Here is a 13,963-nt window from a genome sequence, read left to right as displayed (position 1 = left end):
TCTTATTTCAAAACGACAGAACCCAGTATGACAATTGCCTCTTTTTCTACATAAGAGAGAAACAAATACAGGTTGGTGTTAACATGACAGAAGAGTCAAAACAAATATATGGCGGGCAAGCGGTCATAGAAGGAGTTATGTTTGGCGGTAGAGAATATACTGTTACAGCGGTTCGTCGTAAAGATAAATCGATTGAATTTTATCGATTACCACGCGTTCGTAATAAAGTACTATCTACCCTAAAAAAAATTCCATTTTTACGAGGGATTGCCGCTATTGTGGATGCAAGTGCGAATGGAGCAAAACATTTAAACTTCGCTTCAGAACGATTTGACGTCCACCCAGAAGATGATGAACAAATTGCAAATAAAAAAGAAGAACAATCAAAATTAACGATGGTACTAGGAGTTGCAGCTGTTGGCGTTTTATCTTTTATATTCGGTAAAGTCATTTTCACAGCAGTTCCTGCACTATTAGCTGAATTAACGAGACCGATTTTCCCATCTCATACTGGGCAAATTATTGTCGAAAGTGTCATTAAGCTCATGCTATTATTGAGCTATATATACTTTATTTCTTTAACCCCACTTATTAAGCGGGTATTTCAGTATCACGGTGCAGAGCATAAGGTAATCAATGCTTACGAGAATAACCTTCCTCTGACTGTAGAAAACGTTCAAAAGCAAACTCGTCTCCATTATAGATGCGGCAGTAGCTTTATTATATTTACAGTCATTATTGGAATGTTCGTTTATTTCCTAGTCCCTACAGATCCTCTTTGGGCACGAGTTATAAACCGAATTTTATTAATTCCAGTTGTACTTGGTATTTCTTTTGAAGTATTGCAATTTACAAATCGATTACGAGATATTCCTGTATTACGCGTACTTGGATATCCTGGATTATGGCTACAACTATTAACAACGAAAGAACCAACAGATGATCAAGTGGAAGTAGCAATTGCATCGTTTGAAGAATTATTACGTTTAGAGAACAAACAATAATTATTTAAAAATGGTGTTCAACTCCTTTCCTCATCGTTAATATACTAATTTTAATATACGTTTTTAGGAGGTGTCCCTTATGAACGGTCGTTCGTTTACTTTCGCTATATTTGTGCTTATTATCGGATTGGCAATATTCGGCCTTGTTTCATCTGTTATTACAAATCCCATGGGTGTATTAAGTAATATCGGGTACATGTTACTTGTTGTCGGTATCTTTTACTTGCTATACAAGATGTTTACAAATTCCAATGGTTCTGCAAATTCACAAAGCTCATATAAGCGTGCGGCAAAACAATCGAACCGCAAACATGGGAAACAAAATGTAGCACCCCTAGGCAATTCTTTCTTTAAGTCAAATACTTCTAATGACAAAAGCAAAAAAGGGAATTCTCCCACTTTGAAACGAAAAAGAAAACAGTCTCATTTAACTGTCATTGAAGGCAAAAAAAGCAAAAAGAAAGACCGTGCTTCCTTTTAGGAAATACGGTCTTTTTTTATACTTTGAAGCACTTCTTTTAAACTTTTCTCTCTCATACTTTCAATTCGAAGATGATGATTTTCAAATGGTAAATTCCGTGTCACATCATTAGGTACAACAACGCACGTTAATCCCGCTGCAACCGCTGCTCTCAATCCATTTAATGAATCTTCAAATACAACAGCTTCAGACGGCTTAATTCCTAATTCTTCTATTGCAACTCGATAAAGAGCTGGATCTGGTTTTACCTTCTCAACATCTTCTCTCGTTTTAATCACTTCAAAATATTCTCGAATCTGTAGCTCTTCTAAAAAATGAATAACCCATTCTCTAGACGAACTAGAAGCCAGTGCGATTTTCAATCCCATTTCTTTCGCTTCTTCTAAATATTCTTTTACCCCGTCACGAGCTTCTGGTATTCTCATTTTCTCTTTATGTAAAGTTGCCACTTTTTCTTTTAATGCACTTTTGTTAAACTTCTCTTTTAATTGATCATTTAAATATGTATAAAGTACCTCATCTGTTGTTCCAATACATTTCGCAAATTCCTCTAAAGGTAGTTCCCCGCCGTATTCACGAACAGCATCTCTGAAAGAGTGAAACCATATCGTTTCTGTGTCCACAATTAATCCATCAAAATCAAAAATAATTGCTTTCATAATTCTCCCATCCTTTTCGAATTGAAATAAAAAAGGAAACGCCATACGTTCCCCTTAATTACTTTTCTCTTCATTTGCTCTTTGAACACCACGAAGTGTTTCCACTCGGACTGCATCTTGTTCAAAGTATTCCACTAAATCACCAATGCGATCAATTGCTTCCCAACTTAAATGATGTTCAATTCCTTCTACATCATTGTAAATTTTACTTTCATCCACACCGATAATACGCATAAATTGCTCTAGCAAGTCATGACGATATACGAGACGTTCTCCGATTTTTTTACCTTTTGTTGTTAATACAAGCCCTCTATATTTTTCATAAATTAGATATTCATCTTTGTCTAATTTTTGCACCATTTTTGTTACAGAGGATGGATGTACACTAAGCGCTTCAGCAATATCAGATACGCGGGCGTAACCCTTTTCATCAATCAACAAATAAATTTGTTCAATATAATCTTCCATACTAGGGGTAGGCATCGGTTTCCTCCATCCAAGTTCATTTTGCTTATTCCGTACGAAGCAATCAATAAAATGATACACCAGAAAGAATAACGTGACAAGTTGAAAACGAGCCTAAATATATAAAACAAAAAAGAATCTGTATTTGCATACAGACCCCCCTTAAGTAAAATATTGTATTTCTGCATTAGGAAAAAACTCATTTATATAACCTCTTATCGTTTCTTTTAATACTGCTGCATCATCCTTTTTATATACATATTTTCCGATGGTTTTGGAAAACGATGCTGAATCAATTCAAACGTTAAATTTGGTATCGTCATATCTTTGTCGCTCAAATAGTTTACGGTTCCTTCTTCCCATTCTTAATGCATTTAAATTGGCGCAACTATAAAACCAAGTGGATATTCAAGTGCCTTTCGTTCAAAGTAAACGAGCTTTGGCATAAATGGTCTCATATGCTTTTCGCCCTCTCGTTAGTATGGGGGACATTAAAGTTTTCCACCCCAGTAACTTGCGTTGCAAGTTACTGAATGTTATAATTTGGATACCAGCTACCTTGCAACGCAAGTTACCTGAATAAAAGGTGGTGAAATCATGCACAGCCAAATGTTAAAAGGCGTGCTCGAAGGGTGCATCCTATACATCATTTCACAAGAAGAAGTGTACGGATATGAACTGAGTACAAAATTAAATAAACACGGATTTACATTTGTAAGCGAAGGAAGCATATATCCATTATTGTTACGTATGCAAAAAGAAAAGTTGATTGAAGGAACATTAAAAGCTTCCTCACTCGGTCCAAAGCGAAAATATTATCACGTAACCGATAAAGGATTAGAACAGCTTGAAGAATTTAAACAAAGCTGGGGGATGGTTTCAACGACCGTAAACAACTTATTATTACAAGGGGAGTGATAGGGATGAATGCACAAGACATGATTGAATTGAATAATAAAAAACGTGAGCTTCTAACTTCCGAAAACGAAATTGCTTATGGTGATATGCTAGTATATCTTCGGTTATCTAATGTACCCGAACATCAAGTGGAAGAACTTTTGTTAGAAATATTAGACCACCTTATCGAAGCACAAGCTGAAAATAAAAATGCTTATGACATTTTCGGAAATGATTTACAATCTTACTGCGATGAACTTATAGCTGCTTTACCCGCCCAAACAAAATTAGAAAAAACTTCTTTAATTGGTTTTGTTATTAGTTTACTCCTTGCTATACAGTTTGGCATAAATGCAATTATTTCATTTTTTATGTTTCTCTTTGAAAAAAATAATACATTATCAAGTCCGCCTTTTAGCATCCTTGGAACTACTTTGTCTGTTTCAATAATTATACTAGGTATATTATTTATTTTATATTTATTAAAGCGTTACTCCTTTGATCAGAAAATGAATTGGAAAAGAAAAATTCTATTTGGATTCGCATTTGCTACTCCATTTTGTTCCGCTGTATTCTTAAATATTTATTTTCAAAAGCAACCTTATCTCATTTATCATCTAACCTTTTGGCAAAACGCCTTAATCGCAATCTTATTTTTTATTTTATATAAACTACTATACAAAAAATCAAATTTTTAACAGCCCTTCAAAAGGCTGTTTTTTCTTCTGTCTAATTTTACAAATTGAAAAATTTCATAAAGAAAATAAGAAAAATGCAAAATAATTAAAGTTAATTGTTGACGTGATGCTTTTATTATCGGTATCATAAATCTTCGTGAGCAATTATTTTTCGTTATACGATTTTTTTATTATTACTGAATTTTTGAGAGGAGAAATTAGATGTCAGTTAAGAAGAAAACGTAAGTACGCACCGGCAAAATGGTACGTGAACTAATGTTAGCAGACGAAGATGTAAATGCTTCGCTAATTATGGTATATAGTGAAAACGGTGTAAACGCAGAAATTAAAATCGAGGGCTTAACGCCGAAATGTAACGAAGAATTATTTTTGAGCGGAAACGTGGATTGGAACAAGAGTGTTATTTATAAAATTGTTGATTTCACTGGAAACGCTGAAGTTGGTAAAGTTACATTAACAGCGATGAACAAAAACAATGTTTCTCTAGAAATTGAACGCGTTATGTGGAGTAAAGAAAATAAAGAAGCTGCCGAGCAAGAAGAAACACAGGTAGAAGCAGCACCGAAAAAAGAAGTAGTTGTAGAAGCTCCAAAAGCAATTACGCCTACTCCGGTACCGACTCCGAAGCCAGTAAGCGTAGAAGCAGCTGTAGAACTAGTTACTCCAGCGCCTGTGAAAAAAGCAGTCCCTACTCCAGTTACAAAGCAAGAGACCGCACCGGTTGCTCCTGCAAAACCGAAGCAGCCTGCTTTGACTGAAACAAATTCAAAACTACAAGAAAATTATGTTAAACTCGTGAAAAAGACAATTGAAGTTTGTCAAGATTACGAGCTTGGCATCGACATAGATGATTCTATTGAAAGCTTAAAAGAAGAACTACAAAGCCAAGGTATTAGCGTTACATTTGACAAAGAAATTATGGACGTTGTAAGTCGCCTTCGTTCTTTACAAGATAAAGGAATCAAAGTAGAAAAAGTACTTAATTTACTATAAAAAAATAAGAGGTGGCTATCGCCATCTCTTATTTTTTATAATTCCACTCATTACTTTCATACTTTTCTTTCGCTAACGTTTGAACTTCATGTAACTGTTCTTCTGTTAATTCATATGGAACAAGTTCTACATCCAATCCTTTTTCAAAGCCAACTTCAAACGCTTTAATTAACTGTTCTATCGTAAATGTACGGTCTGTTAATTCATTAATTGCTACTGCTTTAGAAGAGAACATACTCTTCATACGTTCCTTCACACGTTCATTTGGGAATAAAAATAGATCATATAGTTCATCTAAATCAATTTCTAATGGAATCGATCCATGCTGTAAAATAACACCTTTTTGACGTGTTTGAGCACTACCAGCAATTTTTCGTCCTTCCACTACAATTTCATACCAAGATGGTGCATCAAAACATACGCCTGAACGTGGATTTTTTAAATTTTCACGATCTGCTTCTGTTTTTGGAACTGCATAATATGCTTCTAACCCTAATGCCTTAAAACCATCTAATAAACCTTGCGAAATAACACGATACGCTTCTGTAACTGTTTTCGGCATATTCGGATGATCTTCAGACACAATAACACTATACGTTAACTCTTTGTCATGTAGTACACCCCTGCCGCCTGTTTGACGACGAACGAATCCATATTTCTTTTCGTTAACTACATCCATATTAATATCTTTTTCAACACGTTGAAAATACCCAACTGTTAATGTTGGTACTTCCCATTCATAAAAACGAATTGTTGGTGGCATTTTCTTTTCACTTTGCCAATTTAATAAACATTCATCTAACGCCATATTAAATGCCGGTGAACATTGACCAGAGTTAATATAACACCATTTTTCTTTTCCCATCCTGCACCTCATATAACCAATTATTTTTCACATTCTCTAGTCTACCAAATTCGACAAAATTTGTGAAAGAATACGAAATTTCTTCTTATATGCAAATGAATCTGTTGCATAAATACATAAGGGCATTATAATATTGAAAGTAGGATAAGAAAAAAGGGAGCGATAGAATCGTGTCAACAACTTGGATTATTTTATTAGCCGTAATCGTAGCATTTATCGGCTACACTGTATGGATGTACTTCTATCAGAAAAAATTAATTAAAACTCTTACAGAAGAAGAATTTCGCGCTGGCTACCGTAAAGCACAGCTTATCGATATTCGTGAAGCAGACGAATATAACGCAGGGCATATTTTAGGTGCACGTAACATTCCGTTATCACAAATTCGCCTTCGCCATAAAGAACTTCGTCAAGATCAACCTGTTTACTTATATTGCCAAAGCGGATTCCGTACAGGTCGTGCAGCGCAATACTTAAAAAAACAAGGCTACAAAGATTTCTACCAATTACAAGGTGGATTTAAATCTTGGACAGGCAAAATTAAAAAGAAATAATAACATACAAAAAACTAGCTGAATAAATCAGCTAGTTTTTTCATTTCATCTTATTCGCAATGTATAATAAATTCTGCTTGATTACCTTTTCATCGTTCTCTTCTACATTCCGATACAGCAGTTGATATTCAATTCCTTTCTCTTTCCATATAAGCGTAGCAAATTCGTCACCACGTTCATAATCATCTTTATTTTTAAAATAAGCAGACGTTCCATTATTCAGTTTCATTTGTTCTTGAAATCGCTTCTCTTCCACAAGATCCGGAAAACTATAAGGAAAGTTCGCGACATTTAACTCAATATACTCATTTCTACCTGACTCCTTCTGTTTATATTTAATCGTTAAGACAGTGTTCTTTTTCCCAAGCGTTCTTACTTCCCCCTTCACATCACTTGTAATGTCGTACGGTAAAAACGTTGGAACTTTAAACTTCACCGGAAAATATTTTGGAAGTTCCTTTAGCGGAATAGGATCCGTAACACGATCCATAGCTCCTCCTGTTGTTCCCACAAAGTGTTTTTCTTCTTGCATCGTTTGCTGAAACGAACACGAACTAAGCATGAAACTAGAAAACACGAAACAAATGATTCTTTTTTTCAATTTGTTTCCGCCCTTTCATACCGCTCTCTTAACGAACGAAGCGTTGATATTCTCTTCATATTCGCTTTGTCACCAAACTCCACCTTTGAAAACTTTCCACGTTATTCTCACACATTTTGACAACACTTTTTGCAAACAAAAAAGACCCCTATCATTCTTACGCCCAAGTGAAAAGGTTACGCGAATAAAAAGAAGTCTTATTAATACCATAGTTTGTGAAAAGCTTTTCAGGTCAAGATTTTTTCTTTCTTATTATTTTCCCTTTATAATAAGGGAAAGAGGTGATACATATGGCCAATATAAAACAAATTGCTAAAACTGCTGGTGTATCGATATCAACTGTTTCTCGTGTCCTGAATAATCACCCTTACGTAAAAGAAGAAAAGCGTAAGCGTGTTCTAGATGCTGTTGAAGAATTAAACTACGCAAAAAATATAAATGCTGTCCATTTAATAAGAGGGAAAACATATACAATTGGCGTTATGCTTCCTTTCATTAACCTCCCCTACTTCAGTACGATTATTGAAGGAATCGGAAACGAAGCGTTAGCTGCCGGATATCACATTAATTTATGTCAAACGAATTACGATAGCATTGAAGAAATTCGTGTTCTTGAAATGATGAAAATGAAACAATTTGATGGGATGATTATTTGCTCCCGAACGAGCTCTTGGGAACAAATCGAACCTTTTGCAAAATTTGCCCCTATTATTTCATGTGAAAAAATGAAGCATCCCCTCATTTCATCCATCTACGTAGATCATTATGAAGGTTTCCGTCTCGGTACTGCCTATTTACTAAGTAGAGGCCATGAAAAAATCGGAATTTGTTTAGCAAGAAAAACAAGTGTAAATTCCATGGAGCGAGAAAAAGCGTTCGCCGATACACTTCGTAACGAAGGGAAAACGTTGCATCCTGAATGGATTTTCCACCAATGCTATACAATGCAGGACGGAGCACAAATACTCCATCGTATTTTAAATATGACAAATCGTCCAACTGCTATTTTCACAGCGAACGATCAAGTTGCAGCTGGTTTATTAACAGAGGCTCGAAAACATGGTATTCGAGTACCTGAAGACCTTGCTATCCTTGGATTTGATAATCATGAAATTTCAAAGGCATTAGAAATTTCCACAATTGAACATCCCGGTCTCGCAATGGGCTCACATGCTTTTTCTTTATTTCATAAGCAGATTCAAAGCGAGCAAATTGTCGGCAGTACAAAAGAGCTTTCATTCCATTTAATTGAGCGAGAGACTGTCTAAAAAGAGCGTTACCTATAACGCTCTTTTTCAGCTCTTCACCTATTGACTTTATATTTTCCATCTCATATAATGAACCTAACGAACGGTAGGTAGGGGATAAAAATGACAGCAAACCGCATTAAAGCTGTAGCACTTTCTCATTTCGCACGCTACGGCTACGAAGGAACTTCATTAGCAAATATTGCTCAAGAAGTTGGGATTAAAAAGCCATCGATTTACGCACACTTTAAAGGAAAAGAAGAGCTATATTTTATATGCTTAGAATCCGCTCTTCAAAAAGATTTACAAAGCTTCACTGACGATATCGAAAAATTTTCAAATTCGTCTACTGAAGAATTGCTCTTACAATTACTAAAGGGCTACGCAAAACGATTTGGTGAAAGTGAAGAATCAATGTTTTGGTTACGAACTTCTTATTTTCCGCCTGATGCATTTCGCGAACAAATTATCGAAAAAGCGAATGCGCACATTGAAAACGTCGGAAAACTTTTATTCCCTATATTTAAACAGGCAAACGAGCAAAGTGAACTGCATAATATTGAAGTGAAAGACGCTCTAGAAGCTTTCCTATGCTTACTGGACGGACTTATGGTTGAACTACTATTCGCAGGTTTAAATCGCTTTGAGACTCGTTTAAACGCCTCTTGGCAAGTATTTTGGCGAGGCCTTTCAAACTGACGGATTGCTCCTTTGCAATGCGTCGTTTTTAAGCCCTTTACCTAACGACTGGTAGGAAGGAGAAATGACAAATGGCATGGATTTATGTAATCTTAGCTGGTATTATTGAAATCTTTTGGGTGATTGGATTAAAACACGCGGAAGCACCACTTGAATGGGCTGGTGTTGCTCTATTAATTACAATTAGTTTCGTCTTATTATTTAGAGCTTATAAAGATTTACCTGTCGGCACTGTATACGCAGTCTTTACAGGTATTGGAGCTGGTGGAATCGTTCTTACTGAGATTTTCGTTTTCGGAGAACCTTTCTCTATCGTAAAAGTTTTATTAATCGGTTTAATCTTCTTCGGAGTAATTGGTTTAAAACGAGTAACAGAAGAAAAAGAAGCGAAGGAGGCTGCATAAAATGGCTTGGGTATTTTTAATTCTAGCTGGTATTTGTGAAATTATTGGTGTACTCTTTATGAAAGTAGCCACTGAAAAGAAAGGCTGGGCACCAAAAGTTATCTTGATCGCTAACTTCGGCGTAAGCTTCTTCTTCTTATCTCTTGCGATGAACACATTACCGATGGGAACTGCTTACGCGATTTGGACTGGAATTGGAACTGCCGGAAGCGCACTTCTAGGCATCCTTATTTTCCGAGAATCAGCGGATTGGCGTCGTCTTGCTTTCTTAAGCTGCATTTTATGCGGCGCTGTTGGCTTAAAACTATTAAGCTAACGTGAGGTGAATGTCATGTGGAAAGAACAAGGAAAGAAAATATTAGCATGGATCACACTTTGTATCGTCATTCTATTACAAATAAGTTTTCATATAATAGAATCATTGTTTCATAAAGTATTATCCATTCTCACATTCCTTCCTAACATGACACTTGAAATTATATCGATTGTTTGGTCCATTATCGCCTCCATTGCAATCGTCATTATATGGAGTATCGCCAAACTATGGAATAAGTTATTTAAAAAGGACAGTACTTCTGAAAAAGAGTAACTGTCCTTTTTTATATTCATTCAGACTTTCTGTAGAAGTTAGATGTGATAAGACAAAACAGACCAATTATAACAATACTTATACCAATTCCTTTATGCAAATTAGGAAACGGTGATGGTATGTCTGAATAAAAATTTGATAACAAAAGACCTATTGACAAAAATAATACTCCTATTTCAAATAACAATTTTCGTTTCCCCATTGTTCCCCCTCCAATTTTTTTCATACATTCCTTTCTTTTGGACATACTACCCCAAAAAAGGAGTGGATAATATGCAAAATTCTATACATAAGCAAATCCTATTTTTATTTTTCCTATTTCTTATTCTCATCATCGTTTTCAGCTTTATATTACATACTCCGAAAGATGTGCCAAATAGCGTTTCTTTTTATAAACTACTGCTCTCGTATTGTCGTTATTGAAGAAGGTGCCTTTTTTTAAGGCACCTTTTAAAATTCTCTTTTTTTATATATTTTTACTGAAACAAAGATAGATATTATGAACATGCATATTGAACTAACGAATAACATGCTGTTATATAATTGAATTTGTTCCAAGTTGATTTGAAACAAAGTTTCTAAAATAACAATCGGCGCCATGAATATTACTATTGTAATAAGAATAGTTTTTTTATATCCTAACCCAAAAGATATTGGTAGAACAAAGCTTAAATACACTAAAATAAAGCTAATACTAGCAACCATTGTCGTTTCAATAAATTCAAATAAGTTAACCTCGCTCTTCATTCCTATCGTGAAACAACCGACCGTTACACTTATAAAAAGAATAATTATTGCTACTATATATTTCGCATACACAATTTGTTTTCTCAATATTGGTAAACTATTTACTATAACTTCACTCTCATTTTTACTATCTGCTTCAAATGTTTTTACTGTTGCCCCAATTGTAATAATTACTGACATAATGATGAATAAATTTTTCCGTATCTGTTAAGGCCATATAAAAGAAAACAGGATACAGTATGTACCAAATTAAAAATTTCCATTGAATGATGAAATCTTTTAAAATTAGTTGCTTGATCATGTATTACACCTCCTAATATGAAAATGTCCCTTCTATAACTCTGCCTCCTGAAACATTTTCATTGAGAGGAACATGGATACGAATATACTCACTAATACTCCGATACTAAGAACACCCATTGCTTGTGTAGCCTCTTGAGAGTGAAGTACTTTTAACATAATTGTTTTATCACCAAAAATATTGCACATAAGACCAATCATACCCATTAAAGGAAAAGCATAATCAAATTCAAGACAGTAATAACTTTATATCCCCCAATGTAATTAGTCGGTATCGTTACTGCACAATAAATCAAAGTTGCTACTATTGCTGAAAATATTGCATATCCAGGCATAACTATATCTCTGTTCAATAAAATATTCCCTAATATTACGACTATAAAAGTTACACTCAAACCAGCCATAATAAATAATGTGCTTGAAATATATTTAGCTATAATTATCTCTTTTCTCGTTATAGGCAAACTCACTAATACTTTTTCTGCTTTACTTTTCTCGTCATAATAAAAAGAAATATATATAATCGTACTACATGTTATAAATACTCCTATTGCAATCCCCATTGGTTCGACGGAATTCTTAAAAATAGATAAAATAGGGATTAAAAAATAGAAAGGAAACATCTTCTTCTGTAAAAAAACTCCTTCAAAATCAACTGTTGCATATGAATTCTCCTCTCTATAAATCACGCGTTTCATAAATTTTAATTGTAAGAAGCATAGAAACGATATAGACACTAGCTAGTGTGATTAATCCAACTATAAATATGCCAAAATGTAATGGATTCATAATCCAATTAATGAATGATGCCGTAGCACTTTCTCCGTCACCAATAAACATTCCAACAATAACACCTATTCCAGCGGCTCCACCTGTAAATATTCCACGTACTACTTTTGATTTTGTCCCATAATAACTCGGGAATAATGCTGTAATATAAACTAAAGAATATACAGCACCTCTGACTACTACATACCAAGGAATTTCAATATACAAATTGGGATGATAAGCTCCAATATCACCAATGACAGCGATACCTCTTATAAGAAAAACAACTAGCGTAGTAGAAATCATGCCACCTACAATAAATATTACACCCGAAATATATCTAGCAATAATGATATCCTTTCGTCCAACAGGTAAACTATTTATAATAACATCACTTTTATTTTTTTCATCCATCGCTATTAGTATCATAGAAGATGATATCGTTATGAGTAAGCAACTCATTGGAAATAACAATTCACCATCTGGATCTAATCCAAAGAAAACAAGAGGCATAATAAAATACACTAACCACATAACCCGAAAAAAGAACAAATCTTTATAGATTAGCTGACGCATAGGCACCTCTCCCTTTCGCAGTGTAAACGATAATGTCATCTAATGTAGGCTTTTCTAGTACAACCTCATTTCCAAACCAATCGATAATTCCTTGTTTATCCTTCGCTAAACCTTCAAAACCAAACTTATTTTTTCGTAATCCAACAAATAGTTCTTTTCCTTCTCGGTCTAATAAATCATTACTTCCTTTTACGATTACGTAGTTCTCCATTAAGTCTTCTTTTTCACCAGTAAATATAATTTCTCCATCATTGATGAACGTAACATAATCTGCAATGCGCTCTAAATCTGTTGTAATGTGCGTTGAGAATAATACGGATACTTCATCTTCCATTACAATTTCTTGCAACATATCAAGTAATTCACTTCGAACAACTGGATCTAACCCTGCTGTCGGTTCGTCCATAATAATAAACTCTGCGTGGTGCGAAAGTGCGATTGCAATCGCAAATTTCATTTTCATTCCTTTTGATAATTCTTTAATTTTTTTATACTTTGGAACTTGTAATCTATGCATATACGATTGATACTGCTCTTCGTCCCACTTTTTATATAACGGTGCAATAATACGCTTCATTTGTTCACACGTTAAATCTTCGTAATAATGATTTTCATCATATACAAAGCCGATATTTTGTTTTATTTCCTTTTCAGCTTTCTTATTGTCCTTGCCAAAAATTTTTATATCTCCGTTATCTTTTTTAATTAAATTCATAATCATTTTGATCGTCGTACTTTTCCCGGCCCCATTCGGTCCGACAAACCCCATAATATATCCGCGTGGTAACGTAAAACTTATATTTTTCACTGCGAAACCTTCATAACTTTTACAAACGTTTTTTAACTCTAACATCTCTCTCATTCCCCCTTATATAAAAACGCAATCATCTGCTGTAATTCTTCAAGTGAAAGCTGCAACGCTTTACTTTCATTCACAATCTCTTCCGCTTTACTTTCCAATAGGCGAAGCCTTTGTTCTTTTAATAGTTCATTATTTTTACGTGAAACATAAGTCCCCTTCCCAGCAACAGTTTCTATATATCCTTCTTTTTCAAGCTCCTCGTATGCACGCTTCGTTGTAATGACACTAATTTGTAATTCCTTCGCTAAGCTACGAATAGACGGTAATTGATCTCCACCCTTTAAACCGCCATTTAAAATAAGCTGGCTTAATTGTTTTCTTATTTGCACATAAATAGGGTCTTGGGAAGAATTCGAAATAATAATATTCATGTTTTCCTCCAGTTTGTGTATACACTGTATATACCTTATATATACAGTGTATACACACCATCCTATTTTTAGCAAGAAAAAAAGACCAACATTTTTGAACTGAACCCAAAAAATTAGACAAATATATTAAGCAGCTACTAAGGATTGAACTCTGTATTGCACAGGGGACAATCCTTTTAGTTT

Annotated in this window: 19 protein-coding genes and 3 pseudogenes; 11 read left to right on the top strand and 11 right to left on the bottom strand. The window is 34.5% G+C overall.

All coding sequences use genetic code 11. The features are described 5' to 3' along the window. The first annotated feature begins 83 nt into the window (after nucleotides 1-83). Complete coding sequence (locus MR169_RS08310) at nucleotides 84-1,004, top strand: DUF1385 domain-containing protein (protein WP_000134186.1); 921 nt, start codon at nucleotides 84-86, stop codon at nucleotides 1,002-1,004. Between the two features lie 79 nt (nucleotides 1,005-1,083). Then, nucleotides 1,084-1,485, top strand: a complete 402-nt coding sequence (locus MR169_RS08305) for an SA1362 family protein (RefSeq protein ID WP_242319252.1) — start codon at nucleotides 1,084-1,086, stop codon at nucleotides 1,483-1,485. On the opposite strand, the gene MR169_RS08300 is transcribed toward MR169_RS08305, so the two are convergent. The 3 genes and pseudogenes from MR169_RS08300 to MR169_RS08290 form a co-directional block, all read right to left on the bottom strand. Beyond that, the gene (locus tag MR169_RS08300; protein ID WP_025966333.1) at nucleotides 1,482-2,144 is read right to left on the bottom strand and encodes an HAD family hydrolase; all 663 of its coding nucleotides are present in this window, start codon (nucleotides 2,142-2,144) and stop codon (nucleotides 1,482-1,484) included. The genes MR169_RS08305 and MR169_RS08300 overlap by 4 nt on opposite strands. A gap of 54 nt (nucleotides 2,145-2,198) precedes the next feature. After that, nucleotides 2,199-2,627, bottom strand: a complete 429-nt coding sequence (gene mntR / locus MR169_RS08295) for a transcriptional regulator MntR (RefSeq protein ID WP_001143083.1) — start codon at nucleotides 2,625-2,627, stop codon at nucleotides 2,199-2,201. 144 nt (nucleotides 2,628-2,771) lie between these two features. Then, nucleotides 2,772-3,016 (bottom strand): annotated as a pseudogene (locus tag MR169_RS08290) (spore photoproduct lyase family protein); the annotation flags it as partial. A 190-nt stretch (nucleotides 3,017-3,206) separates the two neighbouring features. On the opposite strand from MR169_RS08290, the gene MR169_RS08285 reads away from it, so the two are divergent. From MR169_RS08285 to MR169_RS08275, 3 genes are all read left to right on the top strand, one after another. Then, nucleotides 3,207-3,527, top strand: coding sequence for a PadR family transcriptional regulator (locus MR169_RS08285; RefSeq protein WP_061663458.1), 321 nt, complete (start codon nucleotides 3,207-3,209; stop codon nucleotides 3,525-3,527). 5 nt (nucleotides 3,528-3,532) lie between these two features. Next, nucleotides 3,533-4,204, top strand: coding sequence for a DUF1129 family protein (locus MR169_RS08280; RefSeq protein ID WP_140159104.1), 672 nt, complete (start codon nucleotides 3,533-3,535; stop codon nucleotides 4,202-4,204). A 240-nt stretch (nucleotides 4,205-4,444) separates the two neighbouring features. Continuing rightward, nucleotides 4,445-5,197 (top strand): hypothetical protein, encoded by a 753-nt coding sequence (locus tag MR169_RS08275; protein WP_242319251.1) that lies wholly within the window; start codon nucleotides 4,445-4,447, stop codon nucleotides 5,195-5,197. Nucleotides 5,198-5,225: 28 nt separating this feature from the next. Here the strand turns inward: MR169_RS08275 and MR169_RS08270 are convergent, their stop codons facing one another. Further along, a complete protein-coding gene (locus tag MR169_RS08270) occupies nucleotides 5,226-6,062 on the bottom strand; it encodes a lipoate--protein ligase family protein (RefSeq protein WP_000514081.1) in 837 nt (278 codons plus the stop codon). Between the two features lie 170 nt (nucleotides 6,063-6,232). Here MR169_RS08270 and MR169_RS08265 point away from each other — a divergent pair, with 170 nt between their 5' ends. Next, nucleotides 6,233-6,616, top strand: a complete 384-nt coding sequence (locus MR169_RS08265; protein ID WP_000108653.1) for a rhodanese-like domain-containing protein — start codon at nucleotides 6,233-6,235, stop codon at nucleotides 6,614-6,616. A gap of 40 nt (nucleotides 6,617-6,656) precedes the next feature. Here the strand turns inward: MR169_RS08265 and MR169_RS08260 are convergent, their stop codons facing one another. Continuing rightward, complete coding sequence (locus tag MR169_RS08260) at nucleotides 6,657-7,193, bottom strand: hypothetical protein (protein ID WP_025966335.1); 537 nt, start codon at nucleotides 7,191-7,193, stop codon at nucleotides 6,657-6,659. A 314-nt stretch (nucleotides 7,194-7,507) separates the two neighbouring features. Between MR169_RS08260 and MR169_RS08255 the strand changes: the two genes are divergently transcribed. The 5 genes from MR169_RS08255 (at nucleotide 7,508) to MR169_RS08235 (ending at nucleotide 10,156) form a co-directional block, all read left to right on the top strand. After that, nucleotides 7,508-8,485: a LacI family DNA-binding transcriptional regulator gene (locus MR169_RS08255; protein ID WP_061663456.1), complete on the top strand. Its 978-nt coding sequence runs from the start codon at nucleotides 7,508-7,510 to the stop codon at nucleotides 8,483-8,485. A gap of 96 nt (nucleotides 8,486-8,581) precedes the next feature. Beyond that, nucleotides 8,582-9,163 (top strand): TetR/AcrR family transcriptional regulator, encoded by a 582-nt coding sequence (locus MR169_RS08250; RefSeq protein WP_002181118.1) that lies wholly within the window; start codon nucleotides 8,582-8,584, stop codon nucleotides 9,161-9,163. 71 nt (nucleotides 9,164-9,234) lie between these two features. Beyond that, nucleotides 9,235-9,567, top strand: a complete 333-nt coding sequence (locus MR169_RS08245; RefSeq protein WP_000312349.1) for a DMT family transporter — start codon at nucleotides 9,235-9,237, stop codon at nucleotides 9,565-9,567. A 1-nt stretch (nucleotide 9,568) separates the two neighbouring features. Further along, on the top strand, nucleotides 9,569-9,883 hold the full coding sequence (locus MR169_RS08240) for a DMT family transporter (protein ID WP_000312623.1): 315 nt from the start codon (nucleotides 9,569-9,571) through the stop codon (nucleotides 9,881-9,883). A gap of 15 nt (nucleotides 9,884-9,898) precedes the next feature. Continuing rightward, on the top strand, nucleotides 9,899-10,156 hold the full coding sequence (locus MR169_RS08235) for a DUF3975 family protein (RefSeq protein ID WP_000265427.1): 258 nt from the start codon (nucleotides 9,899-9,901) through the stop codon (nucleotides 10,154-10,156). Between the two features lie 16 nt (nucleotides 10,157-10,172). On the opposite strand, the gene MR169_RS08230 is transcribed toward MR169_RS08235, so the two are convergent. From MR169_RS08230 to MR169_RS08205, 6 genes and pseudogenes are all read right to left on the bottom strand, one after another. Beyond that, nucleotides 10,173-10,358, bottom strand: coding sequence for a hypothetical protein (locus MR169_RS08230; RefSeq protein ID WP_000518066.1), 186 nt, complete (start codon nucleotides 10,356-10,358; stop codon nucleotides 10,173-10,175). 248 nt (nucleotides 10,359-10,606) lie between these two features. Then, a pseudogene (locus tag MR169_RS08225) lies at nucleotides 10,607-11,204 on the bottom strand (ABC-2 transporter permease). Between the two features lie 32 nt (nucleotides 11,205-11,236). Beyond that, a pseudogene (locus MR169_RS08220) lies at nucleotides 11,237-11,867 on the bottom strand (ABC-2 transporter permease). Between the two features lie 14 nt (nucleotides 11,868-11,881). Beyond that, entirely contained in the window at nucleotides 11,882-12,547 is a 666-nt protein-coding gene (locus MR169_RS08215) for an ABC-2 transporter permease (RefSeq protein WP_044795913.1), read from the bottom strand. Next, a complete protein-coding gene (locus MR169_RS08210; RefSeq protein WP_044795912.1) occupies nucleotides 12,528-13,400 on the bottom strand; it encodes an ABC transporter ATP-binding protein in 873 nt (290 codons plus the stop codon). The genes MR169_RS08215 and MR169_RS08210 overlap by 20 nt, the downstream gene beginning before the upstream one ends. 5 nt (nucleotides 13,401-13,405) lie before the next feature. Beyond that, a complete protein-coding gene (locus MR169_RS08205; protein ID WP_001021353.1) occupies nucleotides 13,406-13,780 on the bottom strand; it encodes a GntR family transcriptional regulator in 375 nt (124 codons plus the stop codon). Nucleotides 13,781-13,963 lie beyond the last annotated feature (183 nt).

Origin of the sequence: Bacillus cereus group sp. BfR-BA-01349 (genome assembly GCF_022663795.1) — a bacterium.
In the GTDB taxonomy this organism is placed as follows: Bacteria; Bacillota; Bacilli; order Bacillales; family Bacillaceae_G; genus Bacillus_A; species Bacillus_A cereus.
This window is presented reverse-complemented; position numbering and strand designations above follow the sequence as displayed.

What these genes read in the sequence shown, in the direction of transcription:
- MR169_RS08310 (WP_000134186.1), top strand. Translation starts at nt 84, where the DNA reads ATGACAGAAGAGTCAAAACAAATATATGGCGGGCAAGCGGTCATAGAA.
- MR169_RS08305 (WP_242319252.1), top strand. Translation starts at nt 1,084, where the DNA reads ATGAACGGTCGTTCGTTTACTTTCGCTATATTTGTGCTTATTATCGGA.
- MR169_RS08300 (WP_025966333.1), bottom strand. Translation starts at nt 2,144, where the DNA reads ATGAAAGCAATTATTTTTGATTTTGATGGATTAATTGTGGACACAGAA.
- mntR (WP_001143083.1), bottom strand. Translation starts at nt 2,627, where the DNA reads ATGCCTACCCCTAGTATGGAAGATTATATTGAACAAATTTATTTGTTG.
- MR169_RS08285 (WP_061663458.1), top strand. Translation starts at nt 3,207, where the DNA reads ATGCACAGCCAAATGTTAAAAGGCGTGCTCGAAGGGTGCATCCTATAC.
- MR169_RS08280 (WP_140159104.1), top strand. Translation starts at nt 3,533, where the DNA reads ATGAATGCACAAGACATGATTGAATTGAATAATAAAAAACGTGAGCTT.
- MR169_RS08275 (WP_242319251.1), top strand. Translation starts at nt 4,445, where the DNA reads ATGGTACGTGAACTAATGTTAGCAGACGAAGATGTAAATGCTTCGCTA.
- MR169_RS08270 (WP_000514081.1), bottom strand. Translation starts at nt 6,062, where the DNA reads ATGGGAAAAGAAAAATGGTGTTATATTAACTCTGGTCAATGTTCACCG.
- MR169_RS08255 (WP_061663456.1), top strand. Translation starts at nt 7,508, where the DNA reads ATGGCCAATATAAAACAAATTGCTAAAACTGCTGGTGTATCGATATCA.
- MR169_RS08245 (WP_000312349.1), top strand. Translation starts at nt 9,235, where the DNA reads ATGGCATGGATTTATGTAATCTTAGCTGGTATTATTGAAATCTTTTGG.
- MR169_RS08240 (WP_000312623.1), top strand. Translation starts at nt 9,569, where the DNA reads ATGGCTTGGGTATTTTTAATTCTAGCTGGTATTTGTGAAATTATTGGT.
- MR169_RS08235 (WP_000265427.1), top strand. Translation starts at nt 9,899, where the DNA reads ATGTGGAAAGAACAAGGAAAGAAAATATTAGCATGGATCACACTTTGT.
- MR169_RS08230 (WP_000518066.1), bottom strand. Translation starts at nt 10,358, where the DNA reads ATGGGGAAACGAAAATTGTTATTTGAAATAGGAGTATTATTTTTGTCA.
- MR169_RS08215 (WP_044795913.1), bottom strand. Translation starts at nt 12,547, where the DNA reads ATGCGTCAGCTAATCTATAAAGATTTGTTCTTTTTTCGGGTTATGTGG.
- MR169_RS08210 (WP_044795912.1), bottom strand. Translation starts at nt 13,400, where the DNA reads ATGTTAGAGTTAAAAAACGTTTGTAAAAGTTATGAAGGTTTCGCAGTG.
- MR169_RS08205 (WP_001021353.1), bottom strand. Translation starts at nt 13,780, where the DNA reads ATGAATATTATTATTTCGAATTCTTCCCAAGACCCTATTTATGTGCAA.